At 67.7% G+C, this 21,300-nt stretch carries 14 protein-coding genes; 10 read left to right on the top strand and 4 right to left on the bottom strand.

Annotated elements, in window-relative coordinates; genetic code table 11:
* Window positions 1-266: 266 nt before the first annotated feature.
* Both KHC24_RS05635 and KHC24_RS05630 read left to right on the top strand, forming a co-directional pair.
* Window positions 267-1,967, top strand: a complete 1,701-nt coding sequence (locus KHC24_RS05635) for a type I secretion system permease/ATPase (protein ID WP_246546164.1) — start codon at window positions 267-269, stop codon at window positions 1,965-1,967.
* Window positions 1,964-3,307 carry an HlyD family type I secretion periplasmic adaptor subunit gene (locus KHC24_RS05630; RefSeq protein WP_213360314.1) on the top strand — a complete coding sequence of 448 codons (1,344 nt, stop codon included), beginning with the start codon at window positions 1,964-1,966 and terminating at the stop codon, window positions 3,305-3,307. Before KHC24_RS05635 ends, KHC24_RS05630 begins: the two co-directional genes overlap by 4 nt.
* Here KHC24_RS05630 and KHC24_RS05625 read toward each other — a convergent pair.
* Window positions 3,261-4,223: a LysR family transcriptional regulator gene (locus KHC24_RS05625; protein WP_213360311.1), complete on the bottom strand. Its 963-nt coding sequence runs from the start codon at window positions 4,221-4,223 to the stop codon at window positions 3,261-3,263. The two genes, KHC24_RS05630 and KHC24_RS05625, sit on opposite strands and share 47 nt — an antisense overlap.
* 200 nt (window positions 4,224-4,423) lie before the next feature.
* The gene (locus tag KHC24_RS05620; protein WP_213360302.1) at window positions 4,424-10,750 is read right to left on the bottom strand and encodes an Ig-like domain-containing protein; all 6,327 of its coding nucleotides are present in this window, start codon (window positions 10,748-10,750) and stop codon (window positions 4,424-4,426) included.
* 449 nt (window positions 10,751-11,199) lie between these two features.
* On the opposite strand from KHC24_RS05620, the gene KHC24_RS05615 reads away from it, so the two are divergent.
* The 6 genes from KHC24_RS05615 (at window position 11,200) to KHC24_RS05590 (ending at window position 16,123) form a co-directional block, all read left to right on the top strand.
* The gene (locus tag KHC24_RS05615; RefSeq protein ID WP_213360299.1) at window positions 11,200-11,817 is read left to right on the top strand and encodes a GntR family transcriptional regulator; all 618 of its coding nucleotides are present in this window, start codon (window positions 11,200-11,202) and stop codon (window positions 11,815-11,817) included.
* 66 nt (window positions 11,818-11,883) lie between these two features.
* A complete protein-coding gene (gene ehuB / locus KHC24_RS05610; protein ID WP_213360291.1) occupies window positions 11,884-12,762 on the top strand; it encodes an ectoine/hydroxyectoine ABC transporter substrate-binding protein EhuB in 879 nt (292 codons plus the stop codon).
* Between the two features lie 80 nt (window positions 12,763-12,842).
* The gene (gene ehuC / locus KHC24_RS05605; RefSeq protein WP_213360289.1) at window positions 12,843-13,517 is read left to right on the top strand and encodes an ectoine/hydroxyectoine ABC transporter permease subunit EhuC; all 675 of its coding nucleotides are present in this window, start codon (window positions 12,843-12,845) and stop codon (window positions 13,515-13,517) included.
* On the top strand, window positions 13,514-14,170 hold the full coding sequence (gene ehuD, locus KHC24_RS05600; RefSeq protein WP_213360287.1) for an ectoine/hydroxyectoine ABC transporter permease subunit EhuD: 657 nt from the start codon (window positions 13,514-13,516) through the stop codon (window positions 14,168-14,170). The genes ehuC and ehuD overlap by 4 nt, the downstream gene beginning before the upstream one ends.
* Window positions 14,154-14,954 carry an amino acid ABC transporter ATP-binding protein gene (locus KHC24_RS05595; RefSeq protein WP_271180657.1) on the top strand — a complete coding sequence of 267 codons (801 nt, stop codon included), beginning with the start codon at window positions 14,154-14,156 and terminating at the stop codon, window positions 14,952-14,954. Before ehuD ends, KHC24_RS05595 begins: the two co-directional genes overlap by 17 nt.
* Before the next feature lie 5 nt (window positions 14,955-14,959).
* Entirely contained in the window at window positions 14,960-16,123 is a 1,164-nt protein-coding gene (locus tag KHC24_RS05590) for an aminotransferase class V-fold PLP-dependent enzyme (RefSeq protein WP_213360285.1), read from the top strand.
* Window positions 16,124-16,155: 32 nt separating this feature from the next.
* Here KHC24_RS05590 and KHC24_RS05585 read toward each other — a convergent pair whose 3' ends face one another.
* A complete protein-coding gene (locus KHC24_RS05585; protein ID WP_213360283.1) occupies window positions 16,156-17,547 on the bottom strand; it encodes an amidase in 1,392 nt (463 codons plus the stop codon).
* The gene (locus KHC24_RS05580) at window positions 17,544-17,816 is read right to left on the bottom strand and encodes a hypothetical protein (RefSeq protein WP_213360281.1); all 273 of its coding nucleotides are present in this window, start codon (window positions 17,814-17,816) and stop codon (window positions 17,544-17,546) included. Before KHC24_RS05580 ends, KHC24_RS05585 begins: the two co-directional genes overlap by 4 nt.
* Window positions 17,817-17,845: 29 nt before the next feature.
* On the opposite strand from KHC24_RS05580, the gene KHC24_RS05575 reads away from it, so the two are divergent.
* Complete coding sequence (locus KHC24_RS05575; protein WP_213360278.1) at window positions 17,846-19,036, top strand: M24 family metallopeptidase; 1,191 nt, start codon at window positions 17,846-17,848, stop codon at window positions 19,034-19,036.
* Window positions 19,037-19,296: 260 nt separating this feature from the next.
* Window positions 19,297-21,246 carry a DEAD/DEAH box helicase gene (locus KHC24_RS05570; protein ID WP_213360275.1) on the top strand — a complete coding sequence of 650 codons (1,950 nt, stop codon included), beginning with the start codon at window positions 19,297-19,299 and terminating at the stop codon, window positions 21,244-21,246.
* Window positions 21,247-21,300 lie beyond the last annotated feature (54 nt).

Genomic DNA, 21,300 nt, shown 5'->3' with positions numbered 1-21,300 from the left:
ACATAGGGAAGGCGTGCCCGCCATCCCCCTAAGTACATGAACTCCGTGAGGAAAAGCGGTGCGCCGCGAGGCGGACGTTCCGTCGTCCTGCTTCCGGCATCGGGCGCTCACGTGGCGCCCTCGCCCTTCACATCCTTCGCATGCGGTTTCGGCAGGAATGGTCACGGAGCTGTCAGAGGCATCGGTTACGCCGACGCCTGCCGGGACCATTTCCCGGCAGCCCCTGACCGTGACCGTCCGCGACTGTGACCCGTGATCTCATGAAAATGCCGGCCTCCCGCCCGCCCGCCTCGGCGATCGACAACGCCTTCCGCTCCTGCCGCCGGGCACTGTCGGGCATCGCCGCCTTCAGCTGCGTCATCAACCTGCTGATGCTCACCGGCCCGTTCTTCATGCTGCAGGTGTATGATCGCGTGCTGGCAAGCCGCAGCGTGCCGACCCTGGTGGCATTGCTGATCCTGGTGGCGATCCTTTACGGATTTCAGGGATTGCTCGACCTGATACGCGCCCGCGTCCTGGTCGGGCTGGGGATCCGGCTCGACGCCAATCTGCGCGGTCTCGCCTTCGACCTGATGTCGGGCCTGGCGCTGCGCCGTGGGCGGGAGGGCAACAGCCAGCAACCGCTGCGCGATCTCGACCAGCTTCGACAGTTTCTGTCCGGGCAGGGACCGGTAGCCATATTCGATCTGCCCTGGGTGCCGCTCTATCTGGCGCTGCTTTTCGTCTTCCACCCGCTGCTGGGGCTGGTCGGCCTCGGCGGCATCCTCGTGCTGTGCGGCTTCATGGTAGTGACGGAGCTTGCCACCAAGGCGCCGCAGCGCGAGGTGGCCAAGCGGTCCTCCGCCCGCAATGCGATCGCCGATGCCTATTGCCGCAACATCGAAACCATCGGCGCCCTCGGCATGGGCCAGCCGATGCGCGCGCGCTGGGAGCAGGCCCATGACGCCTACCTCGCCGATAATCGCAAGGCGGCCTATGTGTCCGGCGATCTGGTCTCCACCAGCAAGTCTTTTCGCTTCCTGTTGCAATCGCTGATGCTGGCGGCGGGCGCTTTCCTGGTGATCGGCGGCGAGGCGTCGGGCGGCGTCATGATCGCGGCTTCCATCATCTCCTCGCGCGCCCTCGCCCCCGTCGAACTCGCCATCGCCAACTGGCGCGGCTTCGTTGCCGCCCGGCAAGGCTATGCCAGGCTCGGCGTGCTGGCGCGGGAGTTCCCGGCAGGCGCGGCGCCGATGCCGCTGCCGGCGCCGGCGGGCCGTCTCGATGTCGAGGCGCTCGCGGTGACGGCGCCGGGGCAGCCCAGGCCGATCATCGCCGGCCTCAATTTCTCGGTGCCGGCCGGCAGCGCGGTCGGCGTCATCGGTGCCAGCGGCTCGGGCAAGTCCACCCTCGCCCGTGGCCTCGTCGGCGTCTGGCCGGGCTCGAAGGGCAGCGTGCGGCTCGATGGCGCCGCCATCGAGCAGTGGGACCGCGACGCGCTCGGCGGCCATATCGGTTATCTGCCGCAGGATATCGAGCTGTTCGACGGCACGGTCGCGGAAAACATTGCCCGCTTCGGGCCCAAGCCCGATCCGTCCGCCATCATCGCCGCCGCCCGGCGCGCCGGCGTGCACGAGCTGGTCCTGCGCCTGCCCGCCGGCTACGACACCCGGCTCGGAGAGGGCGGCACCGCCCTGTCCGGTGGCGAGCGCCAGCGGGTCGCCCTTGCGCGCGCTCTCTATGGCGAACCGTTCCTGATCGTGCTCGACGAACCCAACTCGAATCTCGACGCCGATGGCGAGGCGGCCCTGACGCAGGCCATCCGTTGGGCGCGTGACTCCGGGCGGGTCGTGGTGGTCATCGCGCACCGCCCCAGCGCACTCGCCGCGGTCGATCTCGTCCTGATGCTGGCGGAAGGCAAGCAGCAGGCTTTTGGAGCGAAAGCCGAGGTGCTCGGACGGGTGCTCAAGCACACGGTGGCGGCATGACCGGTCCAGGCACATGGCTGGGGCGCCTGCGCGCCCGCTTCGCCCAGCGTCCGGGCGACGATGGCATCGAGCGGCATCTTGCGATCGGCGGCGCCAGCATCCTGCTGCTCGTCCTCGGCGGCGGAGGCTGGGCGACGATGGCGGCGCTCAATGGGGCGGTGGTCACGTCCGGCACCATCGTGGTGGAAAGCTCCGGCAAACGCATCCAGCACCCCGAGGGCGGCGTCGTCGGCGTCATTGCGGTGAAGGAGGGTCAGCACGTGACCACCGGCGAGACGCTGCTGCGGCTCGACGACACCGTTACCCTCGCCAACCTGATGGTCGTCGACACCCAGCTGGTCGAGCTGTCAGCACGCCGGTCCCGGCTTGAGGCCGAGCGCGATCGCGCCGACGAGGTGCGTCACGCGCCGGACCTCGTCTCCCGGCGCGGGGAGGCCAATGTCGCGCGTGCCCTCGACGGCGAGATCAGCCTGTTCGCCTCGCGCCGCACCGCCATGGAGGGACAGGTCTCGCAATTGCGCACCCGCGTCGAGCAGCTCGGCGAAGAGGTCAAAGGGCTGGACGCCCAGATCGCCGCCAAGAGCGTCGAGATCGGCTTCATCAAGGAAGAGATTGCCGGCGCCGACGAGCTTTACCGCAAGGGACTGACCCCGCTCACCCGTCTGCGCACGCTCCAGCGCGACGAAGCCCGTATCGCCGGCGAGCGGGGGCAGCTCGAGGCCGACCTGGCGCGCACCCGCGGCCGTATCAGCGAGACCGAGCTGCAGATCCTGCAACTGGACCAGGACCGCCGCGCGGAGGTCATCGAGCAGCTGCGCGAGATCGAGGGGAAATGGGCGGAGCTTCAGGAGCGCCGCATCGCCGCCCAGGACAAGCTCACCCGCGTCGAGCTGCGCGCGCCGGTGGCCGGCATCGTGCATCAGCTCGATGTGCACACCGTCGGCGGCGTCGTCTCGCCCGGCCAGACGGTGATGATGATCGTGCCGGGCAATGATGCACTGGTGATCGAGGCGCGAATCTCCCCGGCCGATATCGACCAGGTCTCGATCGGCCAGACCGCGGAAATCCGGCTCGCCGCCTTCAACCAGAAGACGACGCCGGAACTCAAGGGGTTCGTGTCGCGCATCGCCGCCGATCTGACCACGGATGAGCGGGCGGGGCTGAGCTACTACGTCGCCCAGATCACCCTGCCGCCCGACCAGATCGCCCAGCTGGGGGAACTGAAGCTGATACCCGGCATGCCGGCGGAAGTCTTCCTGCAGACCGGCGAGCGCAGCGCGCTCAGCTATTTCGTCAAGCCGCTTCAGGACCAGATTGCCCGCGCGATGCGGGAGGAGTGAAGGCCGGATTGAAGGCCGGATTGAAGGCCGGATTGAAGGCCGGATTGAAGGCCGGATTGAAGGCCTCCTGCGCGCAGGTGAAGAAGTCGTCGATCAGCGGCGTGCGCCGTCGCTCGTCGAGGCAGACGACATATTCCTCGATCATGATGGCGGCGTCGCGGATCGGCACGAAACGCAGGCGGCTGTCGTGGCCGAATTCGAGATCGGCGATGACCCCGAGCCCGAAGCCGGCCGCCACCGCCTCGCGCACGCCCTCGCGCGTCGATACTTCAAGGATGGCGCCGAGGGAAACCCCGCTCTCGACCAGATTCTGCTCGAAGACCGCGCGGGTGCGCGAGCCGCGCTCCCGCAGCACGAAATTGATCCCTTGCAGATCGCGCATGGCGACGCTGCCGCGCACGGCCCAGTCGTGCTCCGCCAGCACCAGCAGGCCGATCTTCATATTGGCGAGCGGCTGCACCTTCAGCCGGTCGTCCTTCGGCAGCTCGGCGGTGATGCCGACATCGGCACGGAACTGCACGAGCTGCTCGATGACGTTGTCGGAATTGTGCACCTGCAGCGAGAACACGAGATTGGGACGCCGCCGGCGCAGGGCGCGCAGGATCGGCAGCGAGTGCACCACGCCGTCGGCGGCCACCCGCAGCTGACCGCCGTCGATCTTCCGGCTCTTGAGGATGGCGGCCGCCTCGGCCAGGGTGGCGAACAGCCGCGAGGTCACCTGGTACAGGCGCTCGCCATCGGCGGTGAGGGTGACGCCGCGCGGGCCGCGCTGGAACAGCGACAGGCCGGACGCCGCCTCGAGCTGCCGCACCTGGTTGGAGAGATTCGACTGGCTTATCGCGGTCTCGCGCGCCGCCTGCGAGTAGCCGCCGGCGGCGGCGACATAGTGGAATGCGCGAAGCTGCGTGATCGACATCTTGCCTCCGATACACCGCCCGCGAACCTGCTGGCGATGGCGGCGCGGCGCCGGCACCGCTTTCGGCGCCCGGCTCCCCGCCGCAGGTGAAGACGACCCTATACCGGCCTTCGGCAGACGTGTTTATGACAGCCCGGCGGCGTCCGGCCGGTGACGGTCGGCGGCAGCCGGCTCGATGGCGAGCCGGCTGCGTCCTTGGTTCAGCTGAAGAGGAAGTCGTCGGCGCCCAGGCGGCTCTTGGTCATGTCCTCGACCAGCACGGTGTTGTTGCCGCTGTCGTCGAGCTGGATGACCACGCCGTCGGCGGTGTCGATCATCGCCGCCACCACCTCGTCGAACGTCGCGAAGTCCAGATTGCTGAACTCGATGACGTCGCCGCTAGCGAAGTCGATGATGACGTCGGCTCCGGCATTCGGCTGGAACACGAAGGTGTCGTTGCCGAGCCCGCCTTCGAGAACGTCGTCGCCTTCGCCCCCCTTGAGCAGGTCGTCGCCGATGCCGCCCTGCAGGAGGTCGTCGCCGGCACCGCCCCAGAAGCGGTCGTCGCCGATGCCGCCGCGCAGGACATCGTCGCCATTGCCGCCGGCCAGCAGGTCGTTGCCGGTGCCGCCTTCGAGAAGGTCGTCGCCGTCGCCGGCCGACAGGCGGTCATTGCCGTTGCCGCCCTTCAGCCAGTCGTCGCCATACCCGCCATAGACCGTGTCATGGCCGTTGCCGCCCTCGAGCTCGTCGTCGCCTTCATTGCCGTTGAGGGTGTCGTTGCCCTCGCCGCCCTTGAGCAGGTCGTCGCCGGACTGGCCGAGCAGGGTGTCGTCGCCGGCGCCGCCCGTCAGCAGGTCGTCGCCCGCGCCGCCGTCGAGGCGATCGCTGCCGGCCACGCCGTCGAGCACATCGGCGCCGTTGCCGCCCTTGAGCAGGTCATTGCCGAGACCGCCGGACAGCTGGTCGTCGCCGTCATTGCCGAACAGCTTGTCATTGCCCTGGCCGCCGTCGAGCACGTCATCGCCGGCGCCGCCTTCGAGGCGGTCGTCGCCGACGCCGCCCTGCGACCCGGAAACCACCTCCAGCGTGACCCCGGCGGTGGAGGTGCCGCCCTTGCCGTCCGAGATGGTGTAGGTGAAGGAGGCTGCGCCCTCGAAGCCGGTCGTCGGGGTGAACACCACATTGCCGGCCTCGTCGAGGCTGACCGTGCCGCCCACCGCCTGGCCCACCGCGACGATGCTCAGCGCGTCGGCATCGGCATCGATATCGTTGGCCAGCAACAGCGCCGCCGCGAGGGTCAGCACCTGGCCGGTGCGGGTGGTGAAGCCCGCATCGGCACCCGCCACCGGCGTGGTGTTCTCCGGCTCTTCCGAGTCGAGCGACACCACCGTCACATTGTCATAGGTGACGCCGCTGCCGGCCCGCCAGTTATAGAGCCCGAAGCTGCCCTTCTCGGTGTCGTGGATCTCGATCGGCTGGGTGAACAGCGCCACGCCGTTCAGCCAGACCTGCAGCTTGCCGTCGAGGATGTCGGCGCGCAGCGTGTTGGTGCCGGCGGTGTCGTAGCGCATCGGCCCCTGCCAGAGGGTCTGCTCGATGCCGTCCTTGAGGCTGAACAGCTGCGGTAGGCCGGTCTGGTTGTCGAGCTCGAACTTATAGTAGTTGTCGGCGTCCTGATAATGCAGGAGCAGGCCGACGCCACCACCCGACGCCGAGGTGAACGTGGTCTCGACGCTGTAATCCTCCCACTCCGAGGCCCCCTCGCCCTCATAGACGGCGTAGGTGCCCTTGCGCAGCGCGTAGATGCCGTCGCCGAGCGGGCTCCAGTTGAGGCTCCACTGCGAGGACGGCGCGGTGTCGCCGGTGCCGCCGAGTTCGCGGCTGTAGCGGTTCGAGCTCTGTTGCAGCACCCCGTCGACCACCGACCACGCGGCGGCGGTGCCGAGTTCGCCCTCGTCGACGAAGCGGAAGCCCTGGGCCAAGCCGTCGGAGAAGTCCTCGTTCACCAGCACCTTGTCGGCGGCGACGATCTCCACCTTCACCGTGTCGCTGGAGGTGCCGCCGGCATTGGCGAGGTCGAGGCGGATGAGATGCTCGCCGGTTTCGAGCGAGACGGTTCCTTCGGCGCCGCTGGCGAGGGCTTCGCCGTCCTCGCTCCAGCTGACCGTGGTTTCGCCGGTCAGGCCGTTGCTGGAGAGCGCCGAGAGGTCGATGTCGACCGAGCCGTCGCCATCGGTGTCGATGACGCGGATGGTCTTGCCGGCATCGGCGATCAGCGTGCCCTTCTGCACCAGGATGTCGTCGAAGAACACCTGGCGCTGACCGGCGGAGTAGACGCCGACAGTGCCACCCGACAGCGGGCTGTCATCGGTGACCATGCCGCCGAACAGCGCCGCGCCGTCCATGGTGGCGTAGAGCTTGCCGTCTTCGACGGCGAGTTCCACCGCGAAGGCGCGGTCGAACGGCGTGGTGCCCTTCTCGGTGGCGAGCACCGTCTCGACGCCGCCCTGCACGCGGATGAGCTTGTGCTCGTTGGCCGAGATGTCGAAGGACAAGCGATAATAATTCTGCGCGTCGGTGTAGTAGGCGACCAGCCCCAGGCCCTTCTGGTCTTCCGCCGTCAGAGTGGCCGAGACGGTATAGCCGGTCCAGGCGTCGCTGCCGGCGCCGGTCCAGTTCATGATGCCGGAGGCGTTGTCATAGGCGCGCAGCGCGCCCTCGCCGGCGGCGATGCCCTCCACCTCCGTGCCGCGCGACTGCACCGAGCCGGCGACCTGCCAGCGGGCACCCGGCGCCGTCCAGCCCTCGGCATTGCCGTCGTCGAAATTCTCCGACAGCAGCGTGTCGCTGTTGGTCACGGTGACGCGAACGGTATCGGTCGAGACGGTGCCGTCGGTCGTGGTTGCCCGGAGCGTCAGCTGATGCACGCCGACACCGAGCGCGACATCGGCCTCGGCGGTGGTGGCGATCACCTCGCCATCGGCGTTCAGCCATTCATAGAAGGCGATCTGGCCGAGCTTGTCGACCGAGCCACCGGCGTTGAGGCTGATCACCGCCGTTTTGGCGTCGCCGGCCGCAACGGTCTGGTGCGCGCCGGCCTCGGCGCGGAACTGCTGCGTCGGCGTGCCGAGATCGGCGTCGATCTCCTCCTCATGCTCGCGCAGCTCGCCGGTCAGCTGGGTGCCGGACCCGTCGCCGATCTGCTGGGACAGGGTGCCCGAGCCGAGATTGGCGTTCAGGTTGCCGGCGGTGAAGTCGAACTGCGCCATGTTGACGCCCGGCAGCAGCGAGGTGAACGGGCCGCTGGCGGTCGGGCCGCCGAGGCCGGCAACGTCCTCGGCGCTGAGGGCCTTCTCGACGAAGGCGAAGGACGACATCGAGAAGTCGACGGTCTCGAAGCTGTCGTCGGCGAACAGCAGGAAGCCGCTCTGGCCGATATTGAAGGCCGAGCCCACCGTCTGGGTGCCCTGCAACTCGCCATTGACGTATTTGTTCATGGTGTAGGTCGAGCCGCCCTCGCCGACCTGCTCGAGGGTGATGACGAGGCGGATATACTCGCCGAGCGGCAGATGCCCCTCATCCTGGCCGTTGGTGCCGATCACCGCATAGCCGTCGCGATAGTTCAGCCACAGGTCGCCATCGGTGATGTTGTTGAGGTCGCTCTGGAAGATCGACGACAGGCCGCCGGTCTCCGGCAGCTTCACGTCATAGACCAGCGTGTAACTGGAATAGGTGCTGCCGCCGTCGGACGGGGCGAAGCCGGGCGTCACCTTGAGGCCGTTGGCCGGGTCGAACTTGGGCGCGTTGATGACGCCGCTGTCGCCGTCCGGCAGCGCGTCGGTGCCGAAGCCGACCGGCTGCGTCACCTCGCCGGGGCCGCTGCTGCCATCGCCGCCGCTGCCGTCGCGCGAGGGCTCGGCATCGCCGCGCGCGCCGGTGACGTACTCGTCCTTCGCCGAGAGATAGGTCTCGGTATAGACCTTGCCGTTGTCGGGATCGATGGTGATCAGGCGGATGGCGCCGTTGCCGCCATTGCCGCCCTCGGTGGCGTCGCCATTGCCGGTCGCTTCCAGCGACACGCCGTTCTGGTAGTTGACGAACATCTGGTAGACCGGCTCGCCGGCCTCATTGTAGCTGACGATGGTCTCCGCGCCGTCGCCAAAGACGTGGCCGGAGAACACGAAGGACACGTTGGTGTGGCTGTAGATCAGGTCCTGCCACATGTCTTCGCCGTCATTGGCGTTCTCGGCGCTGTTGCCGACGCCATAGTCCTTGCCGGTGCCCTCGCCGAACAGCGGGCCGGAGTAGTTGTCGGCACGGGTGCCCATGTTGGTGTAGTGGTGGGTGGTGACGATGGCGCGGTAGTCGGAATGCGCGTCGAGCACCTCGCCGGCCCAGCGCAGCACGTCGTCGCGGGCGCCGAATTCGAGCGAGAGGTTGATCCACTTGGTGCCGTCGGCCCCCTCGAAGGTGTACCAGGCGTTCTTGGTCTCGCCGGCCTCCTGGTCGTAGACGCCGCCGAGCGTCGAATGCTCCTGCATGTACTCGACGCCGAAATACTGGCTCTGCAGCGAGGTGTAGTTGCTGGCGCCACCGCCCTGGTCATGGTTGCCGGGCAGCATGGCGTAGGGAACCACGCCGTTCAGCTTCTCGAACGCCTCCTTGGCGATCGCCCATTCGCTGGCGGTGTTGCCGGAGGTGACGTCGCCGACGCTGGTGACGAAGCGCAGGTTCAGCATCTCGGCATTGTCGGCCAGCCACTGGGTCATGCCGTTGAAGATCTGCTGGCCGGCACCGGGGAACACGTAGTCCTGGGTGTCGGGCAGCACGGCGATGGTGTAGGCGTTCTCGCCGGCGACGCGGACGCGGAAGTCGTCGGTATAGACTTGGCCCTCGGCATCGACGGCCTCGACATGGACGTCGGAGCGGCCGAACGTCTTGGCGTCGATCTCCAGCCTGTTGCCGTCGATCAGCCGCGCCTCGACAGCCTCGCCGTCGGAATTGGTCACCGTGAAGGTCAGGCCTTCCGCGGTGAAGTGCGCGCCGAGATCGATGGTGACGGTGTCGGCATCGGGGGTCAGCATCATGTCGGCGATCGAGCGCAGCTGGATCGGCTCGCCGCCGTCGCCGCCATCGACCGGCGGAGCGGAAACCGCCGGAACGCCGGCCTCGATCGGGCTTTCAACGGTCAACTCGCTGTTCTGCGGCTCGAGAGTGCCGGCACCCAGCGTCGCGTCGAGCGTGCCGTCGGTGAAGCGGAACTCGCTGCCGTTGGCCGCGAGGAAGTCCGGCTCGAGGATGGCCGGGACGATGCCGGGGGCGCTGGGGCCGCCAATGGCCTTCATCTGCGTGTCGTTCAGCGCCACTTCGACATAGGCGATGTTGGAGACGTGCACCGGCGAGGTCTCGCCGTCCTCGTCGGAGAAGATCAGGAAGCCGGCCGCCTTGTCGATGGTGTAGCGGGCCAGGTCGGTGCTGGTCTGGCTGCCGACCAGGTCGCCATTGATGTACTTGTTGATCTGGACCTCGCCGTCCTTCTGCTCGACGGTGAAGGCGACGCGGTTCCAGGTGTCGAGCTTGGCCTCGCCCTGGTAGTTGCCGCCGATGCCGATGCCGTAGCTGTCGCCGTCGACCTTGCCGAACAGGTCGCTGTCGCTGCCATTGGCGGCGTCGCTCTGGAAGAACGGGATCCAGCCATTATTGCCGGCCGACGACACGTAGACGTCGAAGGCGATGGTGAATTCCGTCGCGGCGCCGGTGCCGCCGGGGGTGAGCTTGATGGTCTGGTCGGGCGCGCCGGCCGGGATCGACAGCAGCTGGTCGGCGGCCGGGATGGCCGGGATGCCGGCCTCCTCGGCGGTCTCGACCGCAACCTCGGTTTCGACGGGGGTAAGGGTGGCGGCGCCGAAGGCGGCGTCGAGCGTGCCGTCGCCGAAGCGGAACTCCGAGCCATTGGCGTCGACGAAGGCGGCATTGGCGGCCGGCGAGACGATGCCCTCGCCATTGGCGGTGCCGAGGCCGGCGATGTCCGCCGTGGAGAGAACCGTCTCGGCATAGGCGAAATTGCTGAGATGGACGGGGGAGGTCTCGCCATCCTCATCGGAGAAGATCAGGAAGCCGGCCGCCTTGTCGATGGCGTAGCGGCTCGGGTCGCTCGAGGTCTGCGAGCCGACCAGCTCGCCGTTGATGTATTTGGTGATCGTGACTTCGTTGTCGGTGGTTTCGACGGTGAAGGCGATACGGTTCCAGCTGTCGAGCGGGGCCACGCCCTGGTAGTTGCCGCCAATGCCGATACCGAAGCCGTTGCCTTCGATCTTGCCGAACAGGTCGCCGTCATTGCTGTTGTTGACGTCGCCCTGGAAGAAGGGAACCCACCCTCCCGCCGTCGCCGCCGGAACATAAAGATCGTAGACCAGAGTGTAGCTGACCGCGGTGCCGGTTCCGCCCGGAACGACGAGAAGTCGCTGGTTCTGCGCGGCGCTCGGAACGCTCAACAGTCGATCTTCGTTGGTTTCGATGAGCTGGGCGGGGTTCGAGGAAGTCATACTTCGCTCCTATTCAGCAGGACAGCAATTCCGGTCGTACCGGGTCTGGAACGCGTCCTAAGGGCAGGAGCCTACGCGACTGTGACAATTGGCTGAAATGACCGAAATGGTTCGATCTCTTCTTTCAATACCGGCTATTTGCCTTCGCAATGCCGAACGGGAAAAAGCCCCGGCAGACACGGTTCCGGGCCTATGAGAGGCAGGCCGTCGCGGTAGTCGCCCCGCTGTCGGTGGCACCGACGGCCCGCTCGTTCCCTGCCCCTGTGCGTCCCTTGCCCATGAGCCTCCCCGGCACCGAGACACGCTCGGCGGCTCGCCAATCTGCTCAATCTCTCTCCATGGACTGACACAATTTTGGCCTTGCCATCCCCACTCGCCATCCACGAACATATCCGAGATATATCTTAAGGATTTCACGGATGCCTCAGCCCGATCTGCGCACGATGGTCATGGAGACGCTGCGCAGCGACATTCTCGACCAGCGGATTCCCATCGGCGAGATCCTGCTCGAGAAGGAGGTCGCGGCACGGCTATCGGTGAGCAAGACCCCGGTGCGCGAGGCGCTGGCCCTGCTGTGCCAGGAAGGCCTCGTGCAGCTTTTCCCGCGCCGCGGCTATGTAGTGCGGGGGCTCAGCGTCCAGGAGGTGCTGGACACCTTCGATCTGCGAGTCATCCTGGAAGGCGCCGCCGCGGAACGGGCTGCCCGCCACCTCACCGCCGACGAGCTCGACCTGCTCGCCGAGCTGTGCGAGCACGATTGTTGCCGTACCTCGCAGCTCGGTGACAGCGCCCAGCGCGAGGACATGCTGCACAGCCTCGACTTCCACCTGATCATCGCCCGGGGCAGCCGGAACCAGCTGCTGGCGACCGATGTCGAGCGCCTGCTGCGGGCCTCGCGCCGGATCACCGCGATCGGGTTCACCTACGGCCATCACGCCGGCATCGTCGACGCCCTGCGCGCCCGCGATCCGGCGGCCAGCCGAAGGGCCATGGAGGATCACATCCTCGCCGGCCGCCGCCTCGCGCTCCAGACCCTGGCCCGGAGCGACGACGAGATCGCGAGCTGAAAACAGCCGCGACGACTGCTGCACGACCCCAATCCAAAAAAACGACCTTCGACAGAGGAGCCTGCAATGACCTTTTCCATCGACCGCCGCGGCCTGCTCACGCTGGGCGCCGGCGCCGGCCTGCTCGGCGCCGGGCTCGGCACCCTGCTGCCCTCCACGCGCGCTCAGGCCGCCAGCCTGCCCTCGACCATCAAGGTCGGCCTTTCCAACCAGCTTCCCTACGCCTTCCTCGACGATAAGGGCGTGCTCACCGGCCAGTCCCCCGACGTGCTGAAGGCGGCCCTGGCAAGCGCCGGCATCGCCAAGGTGGAGCCGGTGGTCGCCGAGTTCAGCGCCCTCATCCCCGGCCTGCTCGCCAAGCGCTTCGACGTGATCTGCACCGGCCTCTACATCCGCCCGAAGCGCTGCGAGGTTCTCGCCTATGGCAACCCGGACTCGATGAGCCGCGAGACCATGGTGGTGAAGGCCGGCAATCCGCGCGGCATCAAGAGCCTGGACGACGTCAAGAAGAACCCCGACATCAAGATGGCGGTGCTGCGCGGCGGCGTCGAGGAGGCCTATGCGAAGGCGGCCGGCGTGCCCGAGTCCCAGTGGGTGGTTCTTCCCGACACCGCTCCCCTGCTCGCCGCGGTCCAGGGCGGGCGCGCCGACGTGGCGTTCTGCTCGCTGGTCATCATCTATCCGACCCTGCTGACCATGTCGGATTCCGGCCTGGAGATCGTCAAGGACTTCGTCGACCCGATCGTCGATGGCAAGCCGGCGATCGACTACGCCGCCATGGGCTTCCGTAAGGAAGACAACGCCCTGCGCGAAGCCTACGACGCCGGCCTGGCGAAGCTGGTCGCCTCGGGCGAACTGGCCGCGATCAACAAGAAGTACGGGCTGCCGGAGGCGCTTTCCCCGATCGCCTCGACCCCCACCTCGGCCGAACTCTGCAAGGCCTGAGAGACGGCGACCGACTTCGGATCGTGACAAACTCCCGTCCGGCCCATGTGGGTCGGACGGGAGCACAACGGCATCGGACCATGGAAACTCTGCTCACCACCGTCATCGCTCTGGCTCCCCGTCTCGTCGACGGCGCCATGACGACCGTGGCCATCACCTTGCTGACGGCACCGTTCGCGGCCCTGTTCGCGCTCATTGCCGGTCTGGCCCGGCTGTCGCACGTCCGGACGATTGCCGTGGCGGCGGTCGTCTATGTCGAGCTGTTTCGCGGCACCTCGCTGCTGGTGCAGCTCTTCTTCATGTTCTACGTGCTGCCGCTGATCGGCATCGAGCTGTCGCCGTGGACGACGGGCGTCGCCACGCTCGCGCTCAATTTCGGCGCCTATGGCTCGGAGATCGTGCGCGGCGCGCTGCTCGCCGTGCCGCGCGGGCAGATCGAGGCCGCCCTCGCACTCCACATGCCGCCGAACCGGGTGCTGCGCCGGGTGCTGCTGCCGCAGGCGTTGCCGGCCATGCTGCCGCCCTTCGGCAACCAGCTCATCGAACTCGTCAAGGCGACCTCGCTGCTGTCGCTGATCACGATTTCCGATCTCACCTTCGTCGGCAACGCGCTGGCACAGACCACCGGCCGGGTGACGACCGTCTATATCCTGCTGCTCGCGGTGTATTTCGGCATCGCCTACACGTTGACGCTGGCCATGCGCGCGCTGGAACGCCGCTACGGCGTGGCCCGAACCATGGCAGCGGCGCGATGATGTTTCAGCTCGACTATGCCGCCGAGCTGCTGCCGATCCTGCTCAAGGCGTCGCTGATCACCATCGAGGCGACGCTGGGCGGCATGGCGGTCGCGCTGGTGCTCGGCCTTGTCCTCGCCCTGCTGCGGCGGTCGCGGCACGCCGTGATCCACACGCCGGCCTCGGCGCTGGTGGAGTTCGTCCGCTCGACGCCGCTGCTGATCCAGATCTTCTTCATCTATTACGTGCTGCCGCTCTACGGCGTGCGCATCCCGACGCTGGCCTGCGGCATCATCGCCCTCGGCCTGCACTATGCCACCTACACCGCCGAGGTGTATCGCGCCGGCATCGAGGCGGTGCCGCACGGCCAGTGGGAGGCGGGGCGCGCCCTCAGCCTGCCGATCTACCGCATCTGGCGCCACATCATCTTGCCGCAGGCACTGCCGCCGGTCGTCCCCGCGCTCGGCAACTACCTCATCGCGATGTTCAAGGAGACGCCGCTGCTCGCCGTGATCGGCGTGCATGAGCTGCTGGGCACCGCCTTGCGGGAGGCCAGCCAGACCTATCGCTATTACGAGCCGCTGACGCTGGTAGGCCTGATCTTCCTGGCCTTCAGCCTGGTGACGGCGCTGGTGCTGCGTCGCGTGGAGGTGCGCCTTGCCGGCCGCTCCTGAAACCGCGCATCACACGCCGCCGCTGAACGCCCTGAGGCTCTCCGGCATCGGCAAATCCTTCGGCGGCGCCACCATCCTGTCCGGCTTCTCGCTGGATGTGCCGGAAGGCCAGCGCCTGGCGCTGATCGGCGGCAGCGGCTCGGGCAAGACCACGGTGCTGCGCCTGATCGCCGGCCTCGAACGTCCGGATGCCGGAGACATCGAGCTGTTCGGCCGCCGCCTGCCCTATCGCCGCTTCGCCGGACGTCTCATTCCCGACGACCCGCCGGAGATGCGCGAGCTGCGCCGCCCGATCGGCATGGTGTTCCAGCATTTCAACCTGTTCCTACACCTCACTGCACTGGAGAACGTCACCGAGGCGCCCATCCATGTGCTCGGCCAGCCGCCCGCCGAGGCGCGGCGCGAGGCGTTGGCATTGCTGGATAGCGTCGGCCTCGCCGACCTCGCCGACCGCTATCCTCGCCAGCTGTCCGGCGGCCAGCAGCAGCGCGTCGCCATCGTCCGGGCCCTGGCTTTGCGGCCCCGGGTCCTGCTTTTCGACGAAGTGACGGCCTCGCTCGACCCCGAGAAGGTCGCCGAGGTTCTGGCGGTGATGCGTACCCTCGCCACGGATGAGCGCGTCACCATGATCATCGTCACCCATGAGATGGGCTTTGCCCGCGAGGTGGCGGACCGGGTGGTGTTCATGCAGCGCGGGGTCATCGTGGAGGACGCACCGGCCATCGATTTCTTCACCGCCCCCCGCGACCCGCGCAGCCGTGCTTTCTTGAACCTTGCGAGCTGATGGCCATGTCCGTTTTCCCCACCGAGGTCGGCGCCCTGCCCACCGCCGCTACCGCATTGCTGGCGCACACAGAATTCGTCGGCCTGCCCGAGGGCGTCTGCCATCTCTATGCCGGCGGCGAAGCCCCGGTGCTCCGGGTCGCGCTTGACGCGCTCGCCGACTATGCCGCCGACAAGAGCGCGGGAGGACCGGGCCGGCGCCGCATGGAGGAGCGGGTAGAGGCGACCCGCGTGGCGCTCGGCCGCCGGCTCGGCCTGCCTTATGCCGAGAAGCGGCTGGGGTTCACGGCCAGCGTCAGCCATGCCATGGACCTTGCCGCCCGCGCGCTGATGCGGGCGCCCGGCGAAATCATCGTGCTGGAGGACGAATTCCCCTCGCTTCCCCTCGCCTTCGCCGGGTATCCGACCGAGGGCGGCGTCCTGCGCTGGATCCGCTCCGGCGAGGGCAGCGAAGAGCGCCTGATCGCCGCGATCGGGCGACGGACACGCGCCGTCTGCGTCAGCCATGTCAGTTTCCTCACCGGCCGCCGGCTTGATCTCGCCCCTCTCGCCGCCGCGTGCCGCGCCGTCGGCGCAGCGCTTCTCGTCGATGTCTCCCATTCGGCGGGCGTGATCGAGTTCCCCGCCCACTGTTGCGACATTATCGTTTCCTGCACCCATAAATTCCTGCTCGGGCTGCACGGCGCCGGTTTTCTCTACTGGAACGAAGAGCGGCTCGGCCCCTGCCCCATCGCCGCACCGGGCTGGAATTCGGTGGCGTGCTACCGGATCGCGGAAGGACGGCTCGACTGGGCCCCGCGCGACGGCGTGGCGGCGATCGAGGCCGGCAATCCCAATTTCGGTTCGCTCTATGCGCTCAAGGCGGTGCTGGATCGGCTCGATGACACGCCATTGGCTGCCATCCAGTCGCATGCGCTCGCCCTCGCCGGACAGTTGAAGGCCACGCTGCACGCACGCGGCATCGCCCTGTGGACCCCGATGCAGAGCGGGCAGGCCGGCTCCAGCGTCGCCATACCCTGCGCCGAAGCCGGCACCGTCGCTGCCCGTCTCGCCGATGAGGGCCTGCTGGTCGCCGCCAGCGACGGGCGGTTGCGGCTGTCCTTCCACGTCCACAATGCACGCGACGACGTCGACCGTGCCGCCGCGGCGCTCGCTTCGGTGATGCCGTGAGCGACGTGGCAGCCGCGTCGCGTTCGGGCGCCTCAGACCCCCGGCGGCATCAGGCGGTGATGCTCCGTCACCCGCTGATAGGCGGAAGCCAGCGCGAACAGCGTCGGCTCGCCGAACGGGCGCCCCACCAGTTGCAGACCGACCGGCAGCCCGCGTCCCGAAAACCCCGCCGGGAAGGCGAGCGCCGGCACTCCGAAATAATTGGCCGGTCGCATGAAGCGGCTGATCGACTGGATGAGGGCCTCCGCCTCCGGCCCGCCGCCAATATCGGTTTCGGCGAGCGTCGGCGCATCGAAGGGCGCGACCGGCGTCAGCACCGCGTCGAAGCCCTCGATCGCGGCGAGGTGGGCGGCGAGCGCCGCGCCACGACCACGCAGCGCATAAAGATAGTCCTGCGCCGAATAACCCAGCCCGTTCACCAGCCGGTTGTGGATCTGCGGATCATAGGGCGCATCGGTGAAGAGTGTTTCGCGATGCTGGCTCGCCGCTTCGCTGGCAACCAGCACCAGTTGCGCCGCACTGAGCCCGTCCTGATCCGGCAGGTCGACGGGCCGCAACTCGACGCCGAGCCGCTCCAGCACCCGCACGCAGGCATCGAGCGCCGCAGCAACGTCAGGCGTCAGCCCCTCGGTGTAGAAGCCGGTGGGCAGCCCCACCCGCAGCCCCGCGACGGGCATGTCGCACGCTGCGACATAGTCGGCAGCGGGAGCATGCTCGGCGGTGGGGTCGCGCGGATCGGCGCCCACCAGCGGCGCCAGCAGCGCGGCGACATCCTCGGCCGAACGGGCCATCGGACCGATCGTGTCGAGGCTGAAGGACAGCGGCATGCAGCCGCCGCGCGAAACCAGTCCCGTTGTCGGCTTCAGCCCGGTGACGCCGCAGAAATGGGCAGGCAGACGGATCGAGCCACCGGTGTCGGAGCCGAGCGCGCCGTGGATCAGACCGGCAGCCACCGCCACGCCGGGACCGGACGAGGAGCCGCCGGTGATGTGCGCCGGGTTCCACGGGTTGCGGGCCGGTCCGAGAAAGGCGTTGTGCCCGGTGCTGTTATGGGCGAACTCCGCCATATGCAACGTACCGAGATCGAGCGCCCCCGCCGCATCGAGCCGTCGCAGCACCGTGGCGGTCTCGCGCGCCGCGACGCCCTCGAACAGGCGCGAGCCGCAGGTCGTCACGCGGCCATCGCGATAGATCATGTCCTTGTGCGCCAGCACGACGCCGCCGAGCGCACCCCGAAAGCCGCCCGCCGCCGCCCTGCGGCGAGCCGCCTCACCGTCATGGCGCACAAAGGCGTTGAGATGACGGAGCCGGCGCTCGGCATCGGTCATCTCCTCCACTACCTCAGCCGCTCGCATCGTTCCCTCGGCGATCCGCGCGGCGTAGGCGCGCACCGGCATCCAGCGCGGCGAGACGTTGCCGCTCATGGCCGCCCTCCCCGCCGTAACACGGCCAGAAAATCGGCCGGCTCGCTGCCAAAGGCGGGACGCGGCAATCCGGCGGCCAGCCGCTTTCGCGTCGCGACCACCACGGCCTCGACTGCCTTCGCCCTGCCCTGCGGGATCGGCCCCGCTTGCGGTCCGGGGCCGTTGTCCTTCTCGTCTTGCATGCTCAGCACTCGCATCAATATCTCGATATCACCCTTAATTACACGAAACATCGAGATTAAATCAAGTAAATACAAATATAATTTCATGAAATATGCAATGATAGGAAGTTAATCTGATGAAATCAAGAAATCTATATGGATGGGAGGAGCGTAGATCGGTCCTTGAACTTGATTTCGACGAAAGTGAATTCCACTCTCGCATCCATTCGGTTCAAGCACGCCTCCAGACACAGGATCTTGAGGCACTGTTGATCTGGGAAGAAGGGGCGAATGGCAGCAATGTCCGTTACCTCAGCGGCTTCTACATGCCGCCCACCTGGATCGGCGGCTCGCTGGTGCTGGTCGGGCGTGATCATGATCCGGTGCTCGTCACCAGTGCCGTGGCGCATGGCGAGCCGATGCACTCCAACATCCAGACCACCTGGCTGCGCGACGTGCGCGCCGTCGGGTTGGACTATGCCGAGGTCATCGCGGCGGTCGCCGACCTCGCGGCAGCCTGGCAACCCAAGCGGCGCATCGGCGTCGCCGGCTTCGACCGCCTGCCCTATGCCCTGCGCACCGGCCTCGTCGCGGCGCTGGAAGACCATCGCCTGGTCGACGATGGCGGGCTCATGCAACGGCAGCGGACCATCAAGTCACCGGCGGAAATCTCGTTGTTGCGCCGGCTTGGCCGGATCACCGCCGCCGGCATGGAGGCCGCCATGGCGACGGTGGCTCCCGGCGCCACCGAATCGGAAGTGGCGGCGGCGGCGCATAGCGGCTGCATGGCGGCGGGCGCCGAGCAGATGACATTCGGCTGCTTCGTCGGCGCCGGCAAGCGCGGTGCCCTGAAGAACATCGCTCCACGGCCGGACCGCCGGATCACCGACAACGACCTCGTCGTCATCGATCTCGGCTGCAAGCTGGGCGGCTACCAGTCCGACATGTCGCGCAATGTCGTCGCCGGCCGCCCGGCAACGGACATCGCCAGCATGATCGAAACCTGCCAGCGGGCGCTTGCGGCCGGCAAGGCGATGATCCGCCCCGGCGTCGCCGACCGGGACATCGTCGCCGCGATGCGGGAATGCATCGGCGCCGCCGGCTTCGGCCAGTGGGATTGGTCGATCTGCCACGGCTACGGCCTCGATCTAGTGGAAACGCCCACCTTCGCCGCGTCCGAGCCCACCATCATCGAAGCCGGCATGTGCTTCTACATCGAGCCGATGATCATTCCGCCCCAGATCGGCGCGATCTGCATCGAGGACATGATCGTGGTCACCGATGACGGCTTCGAAAATATGACTCCCGTCAGCGTGGAGGCCTGGTGAAGGCCTGAGCCGGCGGCCTATGATCGCGCTGTGAGCGATGAAAGAGGACAAGACGCCTCGGAGTGCCTTGTCCTCATGACGCCGGTCGTCGGTCGGGCGCGTTCGGCTGCAGGTCTGCATCGACGACATGAACGCATCGCTGGATCATTTCCTGGCAGGCGTGGCATCCGGGCTGCCGCTCGATTAAAGTGACGCCCGTGATCCCTTCCGATGGCTTCCGTTCGACGCCTGACGACATTGCGAGATAGGCGGAACCAGCCGTGCCCTTCATAACGACAAATCCGGCGCTCGCCCGCGCCTTGGCCGAACGCGAATACAACAACCCGACGCCGGTACAGCTCGCGGTGCTGGCACCCGAGGCCTCGGATCGCGACCTGTTGGTTTCCGCGCAGACCGGCTCCGGCAAAACCGTCGCCTATGGACTTGCCATGGCCGAGACGCTGCTCGGCACTGCGGAGCATTTTGCCCCCGCGACCGCCCCGCAAGCCCTGGTGGTGGCTCCCACCCGGGAACTGGCGTTGCAGGTCCAGCGCGAGTTCGCCTGGCTCTATGCGGCGACGGGAGCCCGCATCGTCTCCTGCGTCGGCGGCATGGACGCGCGCGCCGAGCAGCGCCTGCTGAACCAGGGCGCCCATATCGTCGTCGGCACGCCCGGACGCCTGCGCGACCACCTTGAGCGCGGCCGGCTCGATCTCTCGGCGCTGCGGGTCGCCGTCCTCGACGAGGCCGACGAGATGCTCGATCTCGGCTTTCGCGAAGATCTCGAATTTATTCTCGACGCCACACCGCCGGAGCGGCGCAGCCTGCTGTTCTCGGCCACCATGCCGCGCGGCATCACCGCGCTCGCCAAGCGCTACCAGCGCGACGCCTTGCGCATCGAGGTGGCGAGCGCCGAAGGCGGCCACGCCGACATCGAATACCGCACGATGCGCATCGCCCCGACCGAGCTCGACCATGCGGTGGTCAATGTGCTGCGCTACTATGATACGCCGAGCGCCATCGTGTTCTGCAACACCCGCGAGGCGGTGCGCCGCCTGCATGCGATGCTGCAAGAGCGTCAGTTCTCCGCGGTGGCACTGTCCGGCGAACTCAGCCAGAACGAGCGCAACCACGCCTTGCAGGCATTGCGGGACGGTCGGGCGCGGGTCTGCGTCGCCACCGACGTCGCGGCGCGCGGCATCGATCTGCCGAATCTCGGCCTCGTCATCCATGCCGACCTGCCGAATGACGCCGAAAGCCTGCAGCACCGCAGCGGCCGCACCGGCCGCGCGGGCCGCAAGGGCGTGAGCGTGCTGCTGGTGCCGCCGTTCCGTCGCCGGCGGACCGAAGACCTGATGCGGGGAGTGGGCATCACGCCGACCTGGTCGGGCCCGCCGACCGCCGACGACATCCGCAAGCTCGACCATGAGCGCATGCTGGTCGATCCGCTGCTCGCCGACGATCCCAGCGAGGAGGATGCCGCCGCCGCACAGACGCTGCTTGCCGCCCATTCGGCCGAGCATCTGGCTGCGGCGCTGGTGCGTCTCTATCGCGCCGGTCTGCCGGCTCCGGAAGAAGTTGCCGATCCCGGCGAGCCGCGCAATGTGCGCGACCGTGGCACCCAGCGCGACTTTGGCGGCCCGTCGGGCGAGAGCGGCAGCACATGGTTCCGCCTCAATATCGGCCGTCGCAACAATGCCGATCCGCGCTGGCTGCTGCCGTTGATCTGCCGGCGCGGAAACGTGACGCGCAAGGACATCGGCGCCATCCGCATCTTCGACGAGGAGACCGCCTTCGAAGTCGGCCTCGCCGCCGCCGACCGCTTCGGCAAGGCGGTGCGCAAGGCAGACGGTGCCGATGTGATCATCGAGCCGTTGCCCGGCGGCCCGTCGGGCGAGCGCTCGGAGCGTCCCGCTCGCGGGAAGCCGCTGCGCGGCAAACCGCCCCACGACAAGCCGCATCACGAAAAACCGTCCTACGAGAAACCCTTCCGGGACAAGAACTTTCGCGACAAGCCCGCGCAGGCAAAGTCGGCGGACGGCAAACCAGCCTTTGGCAAGCCTGCTTACAGCAAACCTGCCCATGGCAAAGCGGCGCACGGCAAGCCCGCCTTCAATAAGGCTCGCGAGGCAATGCCTTCAGACCACAGCGCCGGCGAACGTCCGCCCAAGCGTGAGCGCCCGAGCACGTTCGAGGGCAAGCCGAAGGGAAAGAAGCCGCGACCCTCCTGAGGGGCGCCGCGGACGGCATCCGGGAGTTGGAGCGTTAGATGCGGAGGCTGATCA

The organism is Ancylobacter defluvii (assembly GCF_018390605.1).
In the GTDB taxonomy this organism is placed as follows: Bacteria; Pseudomonadota; Alphaproteobacteria; order Rhizobiales; family Xanthobacteraceae; genus Ancylobacter; species Ancylobacter defluvii.
Note: the sequence above shows the minus strand (reverse complement) of the source record. Positions and strands in the feature narration are given on the sequence as shown.